The sequence below is a fragment of the Bradyrhizobium sp. WBOS08 genome (assembly GCF_024585125.1).
Lineage (GTDB): Bacteria > Pseudomonadota > Alphaproteobacteria > Rhizobiales > Xanthobacteraceae > Bradyrhizobium > Bradyrhizobium japonicum_B.
In genome coordinates this window covers 5,981,196-5,998,220 of the sequence record NZ_CP028988.1, presented here as the reverse complement: position 1 = coordinate 5,998,220, position 17,025 = coordinate 5,981,196, and the positions used below count along the sequence as shown (strand labels likewise).

17 protein-coding genes are annotated in these 17,025 nt (G+C 62.0%); 8 read left to right on the top strand and 9 right to left on the bottom strand.

Features of this window, described 5'->3' with window-relative positions; translation table 11 throughout:
* Window positions 1-512: 512 nt before the first annotated feature.
* The 8 genes from flgF to DCM80_RS28215 form a co-directional block, all read right to left on the bottom strand.
* Window positions 513-1,247 carry a flagellar basal-body rod protein FlgF gene (gene flgF / locus DCM80_RS28250; protein WP_257194689.1) on the bottom strand — a complete coding sequence of 245 codons (735 nt, stop codon included), beginning with the start codon at window positions 1,245-1,247 and terminating at the stop codon, window positions 513-515.
* A gap of 190 nt (window positions 1,248-1,437) precedes the next feature.
* Complete coding sequence (locus tag DCM80_RS28245; protein WP_028136452.1) at window positions 1,438-1,812, bottom strand: hypothetical protein; 375 nt, start codon at window positions 1,810-1,812, stop codon at window positions 1,438-1,440.
* Window positions 1,809-5,057, bottom strand: coding sequence for an efflux RND transporter permease subunit (locus tag DCM80_RS28240; protein WP_257194688.1), 3,249 nt, complete (start codon window positions 5,055-5,057; stop codon window positions 1,809-1,811). The genes DCM80_RS28245 and DCM80_RS28240 overlap by 4 nt, the downstream gene beginning before the upstream one ends.
* Complete coding sequence (gene ihpB / locus DCM80_RS28235) at window positions 5,047-6,000, bottom strand: divalent metal ion exporter adaptor subunit IhpB (protein WP_257179739.1); 954 nt, start codon at window positions 5,998-6,000, stop codon at window positions 5,047-5,049. The genes DCM80_RS28240 and ihpB overlap by 11 nt, the downstream gene beginning before the upstream one ends.
* 235 nt (window positions 6,001-6,235) lie before the next feature.
* Window positions 6,236-6,586 (bottom strand): hypothetical protein, encoded by a 351-nt coding sequence (locus DCM80_RS28230; protein WP_257194687.1) that lies wholly within the window; start codon window positions 6,584-6,586, stop codon window positions 6,236-6,238.
* Window positions 6,587-6,794: 208 nt separating this feature from the next.
* Complete coding sequence (locus tag DCM80_RS28225; RefSeq protein WP_257194686.1) at window positions 6,795-7,208, bottom strand: hypothetical protein; 414 nt, start codon at window positions 7,206-7,208, stop codon at window positions 6,795-6,797.
* A 179-nt stretch (window positions 7,209-7,387) separates the two neighbouring features.
* Entirely contained in the window at window positions 7,388-7,870 is a 483-nt protein-coding gene (locus tag DCM80_RS28220; protein WP_257194685.1) for a cupin domain-containing protein, read from the bottom strand.
* Between the two features lie 120 nt (window positions 7,871-7,990).
* Window positions 7,991-8,953 carry a dienelactone hydrolase family protein gene (locus DCM80_RS28215; RefSeq protein WP_257194684.1) on the bottom strand — a complete coding sequence of 321 codons (963 nt, stop codon included), beginning with the start codon at window positions 8,951-8,953 and terminating at the stop codon, window positions 7,991-7,993.
* A 105-nt stretch (window positions 8,954-9,058) separates the two neighbouring features.
* Here DCM80_RS28215 and DCM80_RS28210 point away from each other — a divergent pair, with 105 nt between their 5' ends.
* The gene (locus tag DCM80_RS28210) at window positions 9,059-10,207 is read left to right on the top strand and encodes a LuxR C-terminal-related transcriptional regulator (RefSeq protein WP_257194683.1); all 1,149 of its coding nucleotides are present in this window, start codon (window positions 9,059-9,061) and stop codon (window positions 10,205-10,207) included.
* 191 nt (window positions 10,208-10,398) lie between these two features.
* Here the strand turns inward: DCM80_RS28210 and DCM80_RS28205 are convergent, their stop codons facing one another.
* Window positions 10,399-10,602 carry a hypothetical protein gene (locus DCM80_RS28205; RefSeq protein WP_257194682.1) on the bottom strand — a complete coding sequence of 68 codons (204 nt, stop codon included), beginning with the start codon at window positions 10,600-10,602 and terminating at the stop codon, window positions 10,399-10,401.
* A 332-nt stretch (window positions 10,603-10,934) separates the two neighbouring features.
* Between DCM80_RS28205 and DCM80_RS28200 the strand changes: the two genes are divergently transcribed.
* The 7 genes from DCM80_RS28200 to DCM80_RS28170 all read left to right on the top strand — a co-directional run bounded on the left by DCM80_RS28200 (window position 10,935) and on the right by DCM80_RS28170 (window position 16,775).
* Window positions 10,935-11,540, top strand: coding sequence for a hypothetical protein (locus tag DCM80_RS28200; RefSeq protein WP_257194681.1), 606 nt, complete (start codon window positions 10,935-10,937; stop codon window positions 11,538-11,540).
* Window positions 11,541-11,548: 8 nt separating this feature from the next.
* A complete protein-coding gene (locus DCM80_RS28195; protein ID WP_257194680.1) occupies window positions 11,549-12,085 on the top strand; it encodes a hypothetical protein in 537 nt (178 codons plus the stop codon).
* A 4-nt stretch (window positions 12,086-12,089) separates the two neighbouring features.
* On the top strand, window positions 12,090-12,893 hold the full coding sequence (locus tag DCM80_RS28190) for a metallophosphoesterase (RefSeq protein ID WP_257194679.1): 804 nt from the start codon (window positions 12,090-12,092) through the stop codon (window positions 12,891-12,893).
* A gap of 83 nt (window positions 12,894-12,976) precedes the next feature.
* Complete coding sequence (locus DCM80_RS28185) at window positions 12,977-13,564, top strand: hypothetical protein (protein WP_257194678.1); 588 nt, start codon at window positions 12,977-12,979, stop codon at window positions 13,562-13,564.
* Complete coding sequence (locus tag DCM80_RS28180) at window positions 13,561-15,636, top strand: AAA family ATPase (protein WP_257194677.1); 2,076 nt, start codon at window positions 13,561-13,563, stop codon at window positions 15,634-15,636. Before DCM80_RS28185 ends, DCM80_RS28180 begins: the two co-directional genes overlap by 4 nt.
* Entirely contained in the window at window positions 15,633-15,899 is a 267-nt protein-coding gene (locus DCM80_RS28175) for a hypothetical protein (RefSeq protein WP_257194676.1), read from the top strand. The genes DCM80_RS28180 and DCM80_RS28175 overlap by 4 nt, the downstream gene beginning before the upstream one ends.
* Entirely contained in the window at window positions 15,900-16,775 is an 876-nt protein-coding gene (locus tag DCM80_RS28170) for a tyrosine-type recombinase/integrase (RefSeq protein WP_257194675.1), read from the top strand.
* Window positions 16,776-17,025 lie beyond the last annotated feature (250 nt).

Below are 17,025 nucleotides of genomic sequence, written 5' to 3'. Positions count from 1 at the left end.
CGCTTTAGGTCAGAGATTTCGGCGGGGGTGGATCAAGACCGCGAACATTCCCGTATAGGGGAGCCGCCGATTTCGGCAACTCAGCGGGCCTCACATCCAAGGTGAGTTCCGCCTGTTGCGCCGGCCCGGGGACCGACACCGAAAAGCAACCGTGACAGTGGTGATCGGCCACCAAACCCCGTTCGGGCGATTGGGAGCTCTTGCCGTCCGTAGCCACGATCGTCGAGGCTGATCCGGAGCGAACGGCGACGTCGACATCAACGAGTCCATGCAGAACGCCAGACAGGACGTACGCCAGGGTCAGGAGAGCGGACACGATCCCGCGCAACGCAGTAATGCGCCGAGTTCCCGATATGACCTGACTAACCGACAATGATCACCCACTTGGTGAAGACAACGAGGCTACCTAACATGATGGCGACCTTCAGTCGATCCGCGAAACATCGCGAGCGCATGCGTCACTTGTCGAAGGGTTCCCACTTGGGGCTGCCGCCCGCCGAGCGCTTCGTGGCCTACAAATCCTCACCAGCCAACTTTCTAAGTTCGTTCTTGTCGTCTTCGCGCAGGATCGTGTTGGCAACTTGATCGTAGGCTCGGGTCGCAGCGACGAGACTGCTCATTTCATGGACCGCGTTCACGTTCGCCCCCTCCAAGGCTCCCGTAGCGAGCCTAATCTGCGCGGGAGGCACCTCGTTCGCAGGCAACTCCGATGAAAACAGAGTGTTTCCCTCGGCGCGCAACTTGGCATTATCCTCGAACTTGACCAGGCGCAGACGTCCTATCGGTCCCCTCGCCGTCGAGATGGTCCCATCGGCTCCGATGCTCACCGGCCCATCGCGTGGCGGAACCTGTAAGGGGCCGGTCGCAGTCAACACGATATCGCCCGACAACGTGACCACGCGGCCTTCCTTGTCGAGCGTGAACGCTCCGTTCCGCGTGTAGCGATCTCCGGCAGCCGTCCGGATGACAAAGAAGCCGTCACCGACGACCGCGACATCCGTTCCATTCCCGGTGGCCTTGAGCGGGCCGCCGGAAAAATCAGTGTAACCGGTGGCGGCCACAAGCGATCGCATCGGAGCCGAGGGAATGTCGTCGGCTTCCTTGGCCTTCGTGAGATATTCGCGGAACTGAAGCCCCTCGCGTTTGAATCCGGTCGTCGTCTGGTTGGCAACGTTTCGAGCAACCTTGTCCAATTGCTGTTGCAGCGTGATCAATCGCGATAGCCCGATGACGGTCTTGTCGGACATTGGAAGACTGCCTTTCAAACTGCCGAATGAGGCCGGTGGTCGCCCTTACGCCGCGCTTGCTTGGTTTGAGGATCGCAGCGGACGGGATCCACAAGGCATGTGAACCGCCGCGCGCTCGGTTCTCGGCTTGGAGCCGACATAACTGCGCGCGGCTTTGCCTTGCCGTCGACAATGTCGTCGGATGGAGCCTTCAGCCCTTGTACTTGGCTTGGCCCGACTTGCCCGTGTCCGTCTTGATCATGAGTGTGATCGCGGTGGATGCCGTAATCGGCTTCTTCGTTTCACCCTTCAGGACGTTCTCTCCCGACGGAGAAAGGACAATCGTCTCGCGATCGTCGCCGTTCACGATCAGAGCGGAGGCCGTATAGCCCTTAGTCGACACGGGCTTGTTGTCCTCGTTGAGGACGTTGAACGTCACGGCATTTCCCGACGGCAGGAACTCGATATGCACGCCGGCCGCATCCGCAAGAACGCCGCCATTGGGTCCCTTCGAACCGTGTGAGTGTTGAGCGTGAGCCGGGACGACCGAAAGCAGTACGGCGAGTATGAATGCGGCGGGTTTCATGCAGTTTCTCCTTGTGCGGTTGCGGAAGTCGACTTCGTCGTGACCGCTTCACGACGGAAGAGCGTGTAGAGCGCCGGCAAGACCAGCAGCGTCAAAATGGTCGATGATACGATCCCGCCGATGACCACGGTAGCGAGTGGCCGCTGCACCTCGGCGCCGGCGCCGGTCGCGATCGCCATGGGCACGAATCCCAGGCTTGCCACCAGGGCGGTCATCAGAACCGGCCTCAACCGGGTCAGCGCCCCCTCGCGAACGGCTTCGACGACAGGGCGGCCCTCCGATCGCAGCTTCTGGATGAACGCGATGATGACCAGGCCATTCAGCACTGCGACGCCCGATAGCGCGATAAACCCGATACCGGCGCTGATCGAAAGCGGGATGTCACGCAGCAGCAGGGCGGCAATGCCACCCGTGAGCGCGAGCGGCACCCCGCTGAAGACCAATGCGGCATCGGCAAAAGTTCCCAGGCTCATGAAGAGCAACACGAAGATCAGGAGCAGCGCGATCGGAACGACGATGGTCAGCCGCTTGGTTGCGGAAACCAACTGCTCGAACTGTCCTCCATAGGTGATCCAGTAACCCGCCGGCACCTTGACACCGTCGGTGATCCGCCGCTGGGCGTCGGCAACGAACGAGCCGAGGTCTCGGCCGCGCACGTTCGCGGTGACCACGATGCGCCGCTTGCCGTTTTCCCGGCTTATCTGATTGGGACCCGGAGCCGCGTCGATCTCGGCGACCGAGGAGAGCGGGACATAACGGACCTGCCCCAACGGTGAATTTCCCCAAGCCGCCTTGATGGCCCCAGCCTGACCTTCGCGCACGGGAAGAGGGATCGGAAGATTGCGGATCGCTTCCATATCCGAGCGAAGGTGTTCGGGCAGCCGAACGATGATTTCGAAACGACGATCGCCTTCGAACACCAGGCCGGCGCTCTTGCCTCCGACCGCGATCTCGACGATGCCCTGCACATCGGAGATGCTCAGGCCTTGTCGTGCCAAGGCCTGCCGGTTCAATTTGACCGTGAGCACGGGCAGCCCGGAGACCTGCTCCGTCTTCACGTCTGCAGCTCCCTGCACACCTTGCAGCACGCTTTGCACCTGGCCGGCGACCTGCAGAAGCGTGTTCAGGTCGTCGCCGAAGATCTTGACCCCGACGTCGCTACGAACGCCCGATATCAACTCGTTGAAGCGCATCTGAATCGGCTGGGTGAACTCATAGTTGTTGCCCGGCACCTCCGCGACGACCTTTTCGATCTTGGAGACGAGCTGCGCCTTGGTCATCGAAGGATCAGGCCACTGAGCGTGGGGTTTGAGCATGATGTAAGTGTCGGCGACGTTCGGCGGCATCGGATCGGTCGCCACCTCTGCCGTGCCGATCTTGGAAAAGACCTCACGGACCTCAGGCACCCTCCGGATGGCCTCCTCCAGCTTGATCTGCATATCCACGGCCTGCGTCAGGCTCGTCCCTGGAATGCGCATCGCGTGTGTGGCGACATCGCCTTCATCGAGCGAGGGTATGAACTCGCCGCCCATGCGAGACGCGGCAATTCCGCTGACGATCACCAACGCGCCGGCCGCCAGTGCGACCATGTGTCGATTGCGTATCGAGGCATCGAGAAGCGGCACATAGGCGAAGCGAGCCCCGCGCATGAACCAGTTCTCTTTCTCGGTCACTTTGCCGGTCACCAGAATGGCAACAGCGGCCGGAACAAAGGTCATCGACAGGATCGCGGCGCCGCCCAACGCCATGAGAACTGTCAGGGCCATGGGCGTGAACATCTTCCCTTCGACGCCCGTCAACGTGAGAACCGGGAGGTAGACGACCGCGATGATGAGGGTGCCGAATAGGCTGGGCTGCACGACCTCCCCTGCTCCCGCCAAAATCGTATCGAAACGCTCCTCGCGGCTCAGTATGCGCCCTCTGCGGTGCTGCTCCTCCGCAAGCAGCCGCAGGCAGTTCTCGACGATGATGACCGCACCGTCGATGATAATGCCGAAGTCGATGGCGCCGAGCGACATGAGGTTCGCGCTGACCTTATTCTCGACCATTCCCGTCACGGTAATGAGCATCGACAAGGGAATGACGAGCGCGGTGGCGACGGCCGCTCTGAAGTTGCCGAGGATCAGCAGCAGGATCACGATGACGAGGATCGCGCCCTCGAGCAAATTCTTCTCCACGGTAGCGATCGTGGCCTCGACGAGGCGCGTGCGGTCGTAGAGCGCCCTCGCCACCACACCGTCGGGCAGGGATTTCGCGATCTCGTCCAGCTTCGCCGATACACGCTGGGCCACCGTGCGGCTGTTTTCGCCGATGAGCAGCATGGCCGTGCCGACGACGGTCTCGCGCCCATTCAGCGTTGCCGAACCGGTACGGAGCTCTCGCCCTTCGATCACCTCTGCGATGTCGCCGATCCGGACCGGGATCCCTTCCCGCGCCCCGATCACGATGTTTCGGATGTCGCTCGCGTCGCCCACCTGCCCCGGCGTGCGAACCAGGTATTGTTCGCCGTTCCGCTCGATGTAGCCCGCGCCGACGTTGGCATTGTTCGACGCAAGCGCGGTCATCACATCGCGAAAATTCAGCCGATACGCCATCAGCTTGGTAGGATCGGGCAGGACGTGGAATTGCCTCTCGAACCCGCCGATGGTGTTGACCTCGACCACGCCGGGCACCGTCCGCAACTGCGGCTTGATGATCCAATCCTGGATCGTGCGGAGGTCTATCGGGCTGATCTCGCTCCCGTCGGGGTTTTTGGCTGCCTTCTTCGCCTCGACGGCGAACATGAATATCTCGCCGAGGCCCGTCGAAATCGGTCCCATCGCCATTTCGATGCCGTTCGGCAGGAGGTCTTTCACCTGTTGCAAACGCTCGTTGACCAACTGGCGCGCGAAATAGATGTTCGTGCCGTCGGCGAAGACGACGGTGACCTGGCTTAGTCCGTATCTGGACAGCGACCGTGTGTACTGGAGGTTCGGTAGCCCGCCCATGCCGGTTTCGACTGGAAACGTGATGCGCTGTTCGACCTCCAGAGGTGAATAGCCCGCCGCGCTCACGTTGATCTGCACCTGGACGTTGGTGATGTCCGGTACCGCGTCGATCGGAAGGCGCGTGAAGTTCCAGGCTCCTATCGCCCCGACCGCAAGCACCGCAAAGAGGACCAGCCATCGCTGGCGTATCGAGAATGCGATTATTGCGGTGATGACCCCGTGCTTCCGGTCGCCGATCGGGCCCTGCTCAGTGCTCATGGGCGGCTGTTCCCTTGGCTATTTCCGCCTTGACGATGAAACTGTTCCGTCCCACGTACAGGTCGCCCTCCTCCAGGCCGAACTGCACCTCGACGTGCTCGCGATCGCGAGCACCCAGCTCGACCTCGCGCACCTCGAATTTCAGGCCATTGCGGACGAAGACGACGTTGCGGTTTTCGAAGCTTTGGACGGCGGTCGATTTGACGACGATCGGCGCGGACTTGTCCGAGAGCATCAGGCGCGCCGTGACGAACATGCCTGGCCTCAGTCTTGTCCCCTCGTTCGGCACGCTGGTGCGCGCAAGAGCGCTCTGCGTATCCGCACTGCCGACAGGCGAAATGTAGGTCAGCCTGGCCTCGATCGGCTTCCCGCCGTCGCCGACGTCGATGACGACCTTGTCGCCTTCCCGCACCCGCTTCAGGTCCCGTCGATAGACGGATAGGTCGACCCATACGGTGGAAATATCGGCGATCGTGAAGGCTGCCTTTTGCTCCGACGCGTATTCACCGAGAGAAATTTGGCGGTCGATGACCGTGCCGGCCAACGGCGCCCGGATCTCATACGTCGTGAGACTCTGGTTGCTCTCGATCTTGGCCAGGAGGTCGTTCTTTTCGACGCGATGACCGACGCTCGCCTTGATCTCGCGGACGACTCCTGGAAATCGCGGAGTTACCTGAACGAGAGCCTCTTGATTTGGCTGCAAAATGCCGTTGAGGAGTAGACTGTCGCGAAGAACGCCGGGCGCTGCGACGAGGAGCTCGATATCGGAAGACCTGAGCTTGTCGTCGCTCATTTCGACGCCGTCGGCGTGACCTCCTTCTTCGTGGCCATGCCCCGCCTCCGATTGCTTGCCGGAGCTCTGCTGAGGCAAGTTCAACAGGAAGAAGCCGATTGCGGCCAAGGCGATAGTTGCCAGGACCGAGTTCGCGAAAAGCCGCTTCATGGCGCGCTTCTCGCTGCGCGGCGGGCGCGGTCGCGCAGCGCCAGGCAAACGAGGGTTCCCAAGCCGCATCGACCGGCCGACGACGAACGCCGCTCCCGCGTCTCGAAACCCATGGGCAAAGCGACGAATACATGCGCTCGCGCTTCTCGCGCGGCAGCGATCTCAGAAGACATGGAAATAGACCTGCAAACGAAGGCAAGAAGGCGCACGGATGCGCCGAGCGGGTTCGTTCAGATCAGGCCTTTGGAGGGGGAGTATCCAATGCGGAGGAGGTGCCGGTCAGCCGCTTCGTCGGCATAGCGACCGGCTTCGTCACGGCCGCAGCGAGCGACCAGGCTGCCGTGGCCCGAGCGGGCGAGACGGAGAAGCACCCGTGGCAATGCCGTTCGGTCAGAACGCTGTCGCCACCGGTCGTGCTTCCCAGCCCTGCAGTCGAAAAGACGGTCTCGGTCGAGCCGGTGATTGCCACATGGTCGATATGGGCACTATGGAGGACGGCGGCGCTCAAATGGCCGAACGCAAGCAACAGAACCAGCAGATCGCGTAGCCGGCGAAGTAGAGCATTGCTGGTGGCGGCGATCGGCATAACGCGAGGCAAATCCGCAGAGGCAGAAGTGGCGCTGTCGCTATGGGCGACTCGGCATACTTGGCACTCCTACACGTCGCTCGGTCGGTTGTCCTCAGCAAAAACGCGGGGTGCGACAAAGTTGCCGCGCTCGCTGCGGCTACCCCGGCTACAAGAAGTTACTGCAACCGACTTCGCCTTCTTTGAGTTCCGCGTTGCAACGCAAGCTCTAGCCTACGCGACGCTCCGGGTCATTTCGGAGGGTTGGAGATAGGCCGGTGGTCTCGGCTGCCTCGGATTTCGCATCGGCTATTCGCTCCACCGATCCGGCAATGCCTCGCAGCGGCGTGCCGAAGTCGGGAATGTCGATCAAAGCCAACAGCAAACCGGCGATCCAGAACGCGTGCATCCCGGTGAACAAGGAGATCAGGCCGAGCACGGCGACGAACTCGAACTGCAGCTTTTGCGACTTGTGCGCCATCCGCTCGGGCAGGCTGTGCAGCTTCCAGTAAAGCACTCCCACGGAAAAGATCACCCCTACCAAGAAGACCCCCATCACCACCAGGAGCACGTCGGAGCCATCGGCCCCCGGCAGGAAGAACGGAAGCTTATGAGGAGCCTGAGGGTGAATTTCGGTTGCCAAACCTGTCTCCCGACAAAGAGCAGAATTCTTCTCTCCAAATAGGAGCGCTCGCACCGACGATATTGATCCAAATCAACGCATGAGGGCAAACGCTCCGCACCCGAGGCGACGTCCGGCATAACACTGCGTCAATTCCTGAGGTGCGATCGGCGCCCGCCTCTCCGGATGCAACGAGATGCCTACTGAGCCATTCGCGGGTCGTCGCTAGAGTTCAGATAGTCTATCCCGGTTGGACCAATACCAGTCACCTGGAATACGACCTCTTCATTCTTCGTTTCTGCGAACTGCCAAACTCGGGGCGGCACGTGCGAGAACGTGCCTTGTGGAAAAGCGACCAGCTTTGTGCTGTCGACGCTGTCGCCGATCGCCGAATAGTACGTGCCCGCAATGATGGTGCGAACCCGTTCGTCTGGATGGGAGTGCACAGGCAACTTGAAGTTCGCCGGCAACTTGACGCGGACTACGAACAAGCCCGGCTTTGCCGGATTTCCATAGAGGACGGCAATTTGCGCACCCCTTCCCATAGACGGCAGAGCATTCCACTTGAGGTCGACGGCCGTAAGACGAGTGTAGGCGGCGGGTCGATCCTGTGCCCATGCGGGAGGTGATCCAAGGAACTCGAGCACGAGCGCAGCGCAAATCACCAGCCCAAAGAAGCGCATCGCACTCTCCCATGCGGGGTTAGACCTCGGAATTCTCGTCACGTGTGATCGGTCGCCTGGCAACGCGCGTCAGACGCGACTGGCGAAGCTTCTGCTTTATCAAGTCATCCCAACGATCATCTACTTCAATTCGCTCGCCAGAAACCGATTGACGCGACCAATCGCATCGGCGCGCGCTTCCGGATTTGAACCCATCATGGGTGCGCTGCCGTCCGGCCGCCTCTGACTCGTCATTGGCGCCAGTGGAAGGTTCGGATGGTCGAACGCGTGAACTGTATCTGGATAGAAGTGCGCCTCGATCGGAGGGCTGCCAGCCTCTCTTGCGCGCACTATCATGTCCTTGCATGGCCCGGCAGGCGTGGCCGTGTCCGCCTCGCCCATCAGGAGCAGCATCGGTTGACGAGGCTGCCATTTGGGATCTTTGTCCGCGACCGGAGGGCAGTTCGGGTAAAGGGCGATCGCTGCGCGAAAATCCTTTTCAGGCGATACAGCCGTAGGCAAGCTGGCAGCGGCAATGGTAAACATCATTGCCATTCCACCATACGATTGCCCCAAGATGGCAATGCTGTCGGGGCGGACGTCGGAACGCGTCCTCAAATAATTCAATGCGCCGAACGCATCCATCGGCGTCTCTCGGTTCGGAAGGACGGGTCGCGAGAAGACCGGCAGTAACGCGCATAGGCTGCCATGGCCGCGTGGTTGAAATGAATCGATCAACAGGACCACGTAACCATTCTGAGAGAGAACCTCACCCCACGTCCCGTACAATGGACGGACCTCGCCCTTATCGTTCGTGGCGCCATCGCATCCATGAATGCTGACAACGGCGGCAAACGGGCCCGGTCCAGACGGCTTGTACAGGTAACCGCTGATTGCGGTGGGCGTCCCGTTCTTCAGGTCGCCGTCGGTAGATGGGAAGGTCACCTTCTCTTGTGCGTGCGACAGCGGTCCGAGTGCGACCAAGCCACAGATGAGAGTTGCCATGCTCGCCGACCAACGCATCGTCGCCTTAAGCTGTCTGAAGACCATGCCGGCCCCCCAAATGCCACACTTGCTTGCAGTTGCGCAGATTGGCATGATCATCGTGTCGCTGTTATCCCCCGATCGGGGGATCATGGATTCTGCAATGAAGTCTGCCGCCTAACCTAGTCTGCTCGAATATTGCGGGCTTTCGAAGAGCTAGACATCATGAAGCCGCAGGACGATGCGTTGCTCGACGTGATCTACGGCGCGATCGCCAATCCCGAGAGCTGGCCCGATGTCCTGACGCGAACCTCCGATCACCTCGGCGCCATCGGAGGTCTCATTACCCAGGTGCCAAAGCGGGGTCGTCCGCTCACCGTGATGGGTCGACTGTCTCCGGAATCCCTCGAAACCTACCACAAGCACTATCAATGGAATCTGTGGTCGGAGGCCATGAGGAGCGCCCCCTCCGGCAAGGCGGTCGCCGTCAACTCTTTGACGGAGCTTGGCGCCATCCGCAAGACCGGGTTTTACACCGATGTTCTGGCTCCGCAACGTATCGTCGACGCCGTCCAATTCAGCCATCAATCGATGCGCCTTGGCGGCGGGGTTGGAGGATTCGGCTTCATGCTATCGGCGCGCGGCGCCGATAGCATAGACGAGTCGCTGCTGCGTCTTCAGCGGCTCGTCCCACATCTGGGGCGCGCGCTCGACGTCACCATGCGGTTGGGCGATCTCGAAGATGGTACGCGGCAGCTAGGCAGGGTTCTGCAGCTACTGCCCACTCCTGCTCTCCTTCTCAACGGCAGCGGCTGCATCACCTTGGCGAATCCGGCGGCCGAAGCCTTGATTAGCTCCGACGACGGCCTCAGGGCAGAGCGGAACGGTGGCCTTCGACTCGCTGCGGCCTTGCCGACGGAAACAAGCGCCCTGCACCGCGCCTTGAGGCTATCGCTGGCCGTTGCCCTAGGTGCCGGCAAAGAGCTTGGCTACCCCCTGCGCCTGACCCGTCCATCCGGAGCAGCTCCGCTTCTGGTACTTTCCGTTCCGCTGCCACCTCCTGCATTCGTGTTCTGGGAAATGCTTCCTCAGGCGCGTGTGTTGGTCTTGATCCTCGACCCCAGCACGCGATCGCGCGCATCTGTAGACGCGGTCCAAGTCACCTTCGGCCTGACTCCGGCCGAGGCCCGCGTCGCCGTACTCATCGGAAGCGGACTGAGCGGCCCCGAGGCCGCGGCATTGCTCGGGATATCGCCGGCGACGGTTAAGACGCACCTGAAACAATGTTTTGAGAAGTGCGGCGTTCACTCACAGGTTGCCCTTGCGCGTGTCCTCGGTTCGCTACCTACGGATTTACGCGGACTCGGGGCATGAGGCTTTGGGCTTAGCCAAATCGCGGGCGGATCCCGTGCGTGCTGCGCGATCTCGCGCGTCTACGGTATCAAGTCCGGCCGTCGTCGGAAACCGTCATCCGCTGCGGGACGCAATGCCCGATGAGCGCGCAAAGGCCCGGAGGAACCGCGGGCGCCGCTGGAAGGCCCTTTTCCTCCGACGAGAGAGGCCTCTCACTTCGCCGAGCGGGACCTCACCTTGCGTCCTTTGAGATAAGCGTCGATCGCCTTCTCGGCGAGAATATAGGCCGGCTTGCCGTCCTCGATCGCCGCCGACTTGAGAGCCTTGATGAGGTCCTTGGGCAAATAAAGCAAAATCTGCCGCCTGCCCTCCTCCCCCTCTCGGGCCTCCGACACATCGATCTTGGGCCGCTTCATTCGCCGATCTCCGCAAAGTCAATCGTGGATAGCTGACTATCAAAAGACGCATACCATCGAGACCCGTTCCCGAATAGCCGAAACGGACGATTTTAATGCCTCTGTTCACAGCTTCGTAGCACATCGCCTGCTCCTCGCCGCACTGATTCCATGCCCACGATTGTTCTTTTCCGCGCTCCTAGATAGCTAGCTATCTATTGACTCAACGAGGGCGCACAGCTATTTGGCTGTGATCGGATTGGAAATGCGGCGATCAACATGAACGACGACGAAGAGAACGACAGGGCGACGGTACGGATCGCGCAGTTCATCGTCCAAGGAGTTCTTCAGTCATGTGCGTCGATATTCCCGGCCATCAGTCCGACCTCCGCCCCTTCCTGACCGCCAAAAGCCCGACCCCGGTTCCGGTCAGCGACGCGGTCCGGCTCGATCTCTTGATTCAGTTGGCCCTCGATCCCGCTGTGACGGCTATCGAGCACGTCGCTTCGGTCACTCTTTGCGGGGTCGCCTACCCGCTGGATCTTTTGCTTGCGACGCGCGGTAACGCTCGGTTGATCCTCGACGTCGGACCTCCGCTTCGCGATCTCGACGACGAAGGAACACTTCTGCTCGCGGCCGATGAACTTCGGGCGATGATCGTGCCTCTCTCGCTGGACGACGTGTACTCGCGACCGCGGTCATCGAACGCCAGGCTGGTCTGGGCGTCTCGCAATCGACCAGTTCCGGTCGATGGCCGAGAGCGGATCTTCGCGGCCATCGAGGACGGCGGCGACTGTACCGTTGCCAGTCTGGGCTTTGGTCTCCGCGACTGGGTCTTCGCGCTCGCCTGCGAGGGCGCCGTCGCGATCGACATCGACTGCGACCCGATCGTCGACGCCCGCGTGTGTCTTGGCGGGTTTGCCCGGGTGCCACCACTCCGCTCCCACGCACCGCGCTGAGGTTCCGGATGTGCGAATGGCGTCAACGGCTCATCGATCGGTTTCCCGAGTTGTTCGACGGCGCCACGGTCGCCGGGCATGTCTCCGGCCTGTCGCTGGTGGATGATGGTTGGCAGCAGATCGTGTGCCGAGCCATCGCCCGGATCGCGACGGCGGTCGGTGCCTCGCCACTGAAGATCACAGCGATCTCCAGACGATCCGGAGTGCTGAGGCTCAATTACCATCGTTCCTCGTCGTTCGCGCGTCTTCCGGATATCGAGGCCGCGATCCAGTACGCCATCGCGCTGGCGGAGGCCGGTTCGGCGTGCACGTGCGAGCGGTGCGGCCGCGAGGGATGTCTTCACCAAGTCGGCTCGGAACTTGTCACCGCGTGTGTGGCGCATGCGAACGGGGTGAAGGTGCGCGAGGTGCGTGGCTTCGAAAACCTGCATGTCGTGCGGTCGTTCGACGGCAAACGTCCGGGACCGATCATTCTTGGTCGTTATGACCGAATTAACGACGTCTTCGTAGCGGTCGATCCGCGCTCGCTCCCGGCAAAGGAGTGAGGGCGTGCGCATCTGGACCATGAGCGATCTCCATATCGAAACCGCGAGGGGCTGGGACCTGCCCTCTCCTTCGAAGCGGCCCACCTATGACGTGTTCGTTTGCGCCGGCGATCTCATGCCGGGCTTCGCGCGGGGCGTGAAGTGGTTGGCCGAGCGTATCGACGACCATCCGGTCGTGGTGGTGGCCGGCAATCACGAATTCTTTGGGCGGGACATCGACCGCGAGATCGAGAAGGCCCGCGAGGCCGCCTTCGGCACCAACGTCGTCGTACTTGATGACGAAGCCAAGTTGATCGGCGGCAAAGGCGGCGTCCTCATCGCCGGCGCCGTCGGGTGGACCGACTTCGAACTGTACGGCACGCCGGAGAACTCCATGCTCGCGGCCGCCGCCGGCATGAACGACTACCGTCGGATCCGGACGGATCGCTATGCCCGGCGGCTCCGTCCTCGCGACACGCTCGCCCGCCATCGCAAGACCCGCGAGTTCATCTCGTCGACGTTCGGCGGCCCGAAGACATCGAAACGGCTCCTCGTCACCCATCATCCTCTCCACGCTTTCGGCGGTCGGAGCCGTCCGGCGTCGACCACGGACGAGCAGGATCTCTTGGGCCCGGCCTACGCTTCGCGCTGCCCGGAAGTGTTCGCTCTCGGTCTGGACGCGGCCATCAGCGGGCACACGCACGTCAGCTTCGAGCTGGCGGTCGAGGGCGTGAAGCTCATCGCGAACTGCAAGGGATACGGCCCCTGGGACGCTGTCTCGCGCTGGGAAAACGATGACTTCGATCCCTGCTTCACGTTCGACATCTAGGAGGACGCGATGGACGACGAGATCACCCCCGCGCCGCACGACAACGGCTTCTTCTCGACCCAACCTTCGACCGGACATGAGCCATGCGCTTCGACCACAGGATCCGCCCCCGATCTGCCGATTTCGTTTCGGCAAAGGCTTCACGACCGATTCCGCACCCTGGCGGGATCGTCAGGGACGCCTTGCTTCAGGCAACGTTGGACCCCGAAATTCTTGAAATCGGCTTCCTCGGTACGGCGGGGACCGAAGCGCAGCCGGTAGATCTTCAAGTCGTCACCTTCCGGACAAATGCCGGCTGGCGGTATCTGGACCTCGAGGTCGCCCGGCCGCTGCGGTCGCTCGGAGAAGCCGATGCGTTCGATCGGGAACTTCGGGCGCGGGGCCTGGCGCCCTACACATTGACCGGAGCGGATATTCTCAAGGAGCCCCGCTTCTCCACGGCTCGCGCGATCTGGACGTACCGACGCTTTTCGGTCCCGCCGGACATGCGGCACCGCCTGCTCGCGGCCTTGGCGGAGGACGGGCCGATGTCACTCCATCATCTCTGCACTTTAGTACCCGGACCTCTCGATCCGTTTGCGTCGGTGCTATCGCTCGCATGCCGCAACGAGGTCGAAATCGACATTTCGACGCCGCTGAGCCCGTCGACGACCGTGAGGTCTCGCTCATGACCGGGGGGTTCTCCAAACTGCGGCACGGTATGTTGCCCGCTCCGGAAGACGATCCGGAGGTCACCGACCTGGAGGCAGCGATCGAAGGTCCACCGGATGAAGTTCCCGCTCGCCGCTCCGATCGACCTGACGCGCGGCTGAATGCGAAAAAGGTTCGCGGCGCGATCGTAGCCGAGGCTTTTCGGCGGGCCGCCCCTCCGTCGCTGAGGCGAGCCATTGCGGCGGGACGCCCGGTCGCGAGCGTCGTTCAGGTCCCCTCCTCGGCATGGATGGAGGCAGTCGACGAATATCTAAGCGAGGCTCGCGTCATGACTATCGCACGCGTCGGCTCGAACAAGTCGATCGACGTCAATCACGTCGGAAACGAAGAGGTAGCGAAGTGCCTTGTCGCGGGACGCAGCGTCGTCGGGATATCGACGGATCCGCAGCGTTTCTTGCCGACCACTCTGCTGCTGTCGGCCGACGTCACCGTGAAACTGGCTCCGCCCGACGCCAAGTCGGTCCGCGTCCTTCTCAGAACTCTGCTGCCATTGACGGGACGCATACCGAGCAGCCGCATCGCCGACACGTCAGGTCTCGATCTGAACGATCTGGTTTCCATCTTCAGGAGCGGATCGACGGCTTCCGACGCGCTAGAGCGGCTTGCGACCCTCGCGATGCGCCGGCGGCAGAGCTCGCCCCATGTCGAAGGTGCGCCGATCCTCTCTGACGCGATCGAGTTCGGCGGTGCCGCTCGAATTTTTGGCCTGAACTTCGTGAAGGATGTCCAAGATTGGAGACGAGGATCCATACAGTGGGCGGAAGCGGACCACGGCGCGATTCTGCATTCAGAGCCGGGCCACGGGAAAAATTTTTTCGTAAATTCTCTCGCCTTGGCGGCAGGCACCGGCCTCGTCGTCGCGAAGATCTCAGATTTTTTCGCCGAACGCGAAGGACACTTGGGCGATGTCGTCAAGTCGCTCAAGGCCGTGTTCAGCAAGGCTCGAGCGGAAGCGGCTCGTTTTGGACCGTCAGGGCAGCGCGGATGTCTTTTGGCATTCGACGAATTGGATGAACTGCCTTCTAGAAACCGGCTGTCGCGGCACAACAGCGACTTTTTTTCGGTCGTCGTAGGCGAGATGTTGACGAGTTTGGATTCCGTCATGTCCGACAATGAGAGCAACGTCGGGCTGTGCGTGTTGGGAATGACCAACCGGCTCGACGCCATCGATCCCGCACTCCTGCGTCCCGGGCGCTTCGAACGCACGATCGAGATTCCCCGACCCGACGCGGCAGGCCTGGCCAACGTCCTGCGATATCATCTTCGAGGCACGGCTCTCGAGGGTATGGATCTGTCATCCGCGGCGCGTCTGCTCGAAGGCATCTCCCCGGCCGAAGCGATGGACGTCGCAAGAGCGGCGCGGCGCGCCGCAAGGCGTGCCGGCCGGCCTCTCAATGTCGACGACCTCGTCAGGGAAGGTAGCGGGCCGGCACTTCCCCAGGCGGTCTTGCGTCGGGTGGCGGTACATGAGGCGGGTCACCTGGTCGCCAGCATCGCGACCGGGGGCAAACCTCTCAGCGCCAGGATTCTCAACCGGGGAAAGATCGGTGGCGATGCTCGCCTGAATTTCGACGACAACCGAGTGTGGACGCTCGATCGTCTGGAGACCCATGTCGTTTTTCTGCTCGGGGGTCTCTGTGCAGAGAAGGTGGTCCTCGGCTCGGTTTCGACTGGGGCCGGTGGCACTCAGTTGAGCGACCTGGCGATCTGCACATCGCTCCTCGCGGCCGCCTTTACGTCGACGCCTCTGCTCGGTGGGCTCGTCTACCGCGGCGCCGATGGCGAAGCGCTGGCCATGGTCAGTAGAGATGCGAGGCTCGCCAAGCAGGTCGACGACCGACTGAAAATGCTCGAGCGGCGAGCGACCGGGATAATCACGCGGCACGCGGCCGCCGTCGTCCGGATCGCGGAGGCCCTCGTTGCCCGACGTTACGTAAGCGGCGACGAAGCGATGGATCTCTTCCGGGGTCGAACGCCCGTCCGACAACCCATCGCAACTGTCGCAACCGATACGCCGAGGAATACCCCATGATCCGCGTTCATATTGAACTTCTGCCGGGAGGCTCGACACATCTTCGGCGCTCAATCGCAAGCATCCGGATATCCAATCTGAGCGATCTGGCCGACCGATCCGACTACGGCATCGACGTGCTGGAGACCGCCAACCCGCTCGCAGGGACCCCGCCGCGGCTCGCCAGCACCAAGGTGTTCGACCATTATCGACGGCAGTCGATATGGGCGTTGCTGGCCAAGGTGGTGGATGCCATCGAAAGCGCCGATTTCGTGGAGCTCTGAATGAAGATCCGGTCGCCCATGACTTCGCCATTTTCTCCGGAGAGCTCGGCCTGGTTGGACGGCTTGAGAGATGCGGATGCATCGGCGTCGACGATGGACTGCTATGCGCGGGACATTCGGGATCTTGCAGCTGCGCTCGGCTCCGACGGGGTAGCCGCGATCGTGCGGATCGACCAGTCGGTCGTCGATGGCATCGCGGCCACCTGGGCCGCGACCGGCACGGCGCAGTCCACCATCTTTAGACGCTTCTCCGCGTTGCGAAGTTTTGCCCGCTTTCTTAGCCTGGAGCGTTCCTATGACTGCTCGAAGCTGCTGAGCTGCCGCTTCCCACCCTGCGGTAGGGTCCGCCGCGCGGCCGTCGGCGACGACGTCATCGAGATCATGCTCGCGGTGTCGCCGAGCGGTCGCGATGAGTCATGGACACACGCGCGCGATCACGCTGCGCTTCGCTTGGCTGCGTCGTCCGGTCTCACGACCGCCGAGCTGGTAGCGTTGAACCGAGGCGACTACAACCCACGGCTTTCGACGGTCAGGGTAACCGGCTCGCACCTGAATGGGCGGCCCGGCATCGTTTCGGCGGACGCCAAAGAGTGGCTGGAGCGCTACCTTCTAGCACAGCCCTTTGAGCTTCCGCCGAGCGCACCATTGTTCGTTACGGCGCGTGGGACCCGCTTCAGCGCGAGATCGCTTCAACTGGCTTGCCGCCGGCTGCGACAGGCGACTGGAGTCGGTCCGGACGCCGTGCCTACGTCACTGCGCAACGCTCTCGCCGCGAACCTGGTCCGCTCCGGTGCGGCGCCCGAAGTGGTGGCAAAGACCTTGGGCATCGGCGTCGCCGCAGCGTGGCGCTACTTCGACGCGCCGGAGACGCTGTGATGTGTGCAGCGGCACGAATTCAGGAAAAACGCAAGAGCGCAAAATCTGGCGACAAACGTAGAGCCGTCCTGAGAATTTCTAGGAAATGCTCCGAAACGGCTCGAAGAAATCCACGGGATTCATTTCGCTAGGATTCCGGAAGGCCGATGGTATTCAATGAGATACGCCGCAGCGGCGACATCACGGGGATAGCGGAATGATCTAGTCAACGGACTATGCGCGACCGGAGCGGACTCCAGTCGCGCAGGTA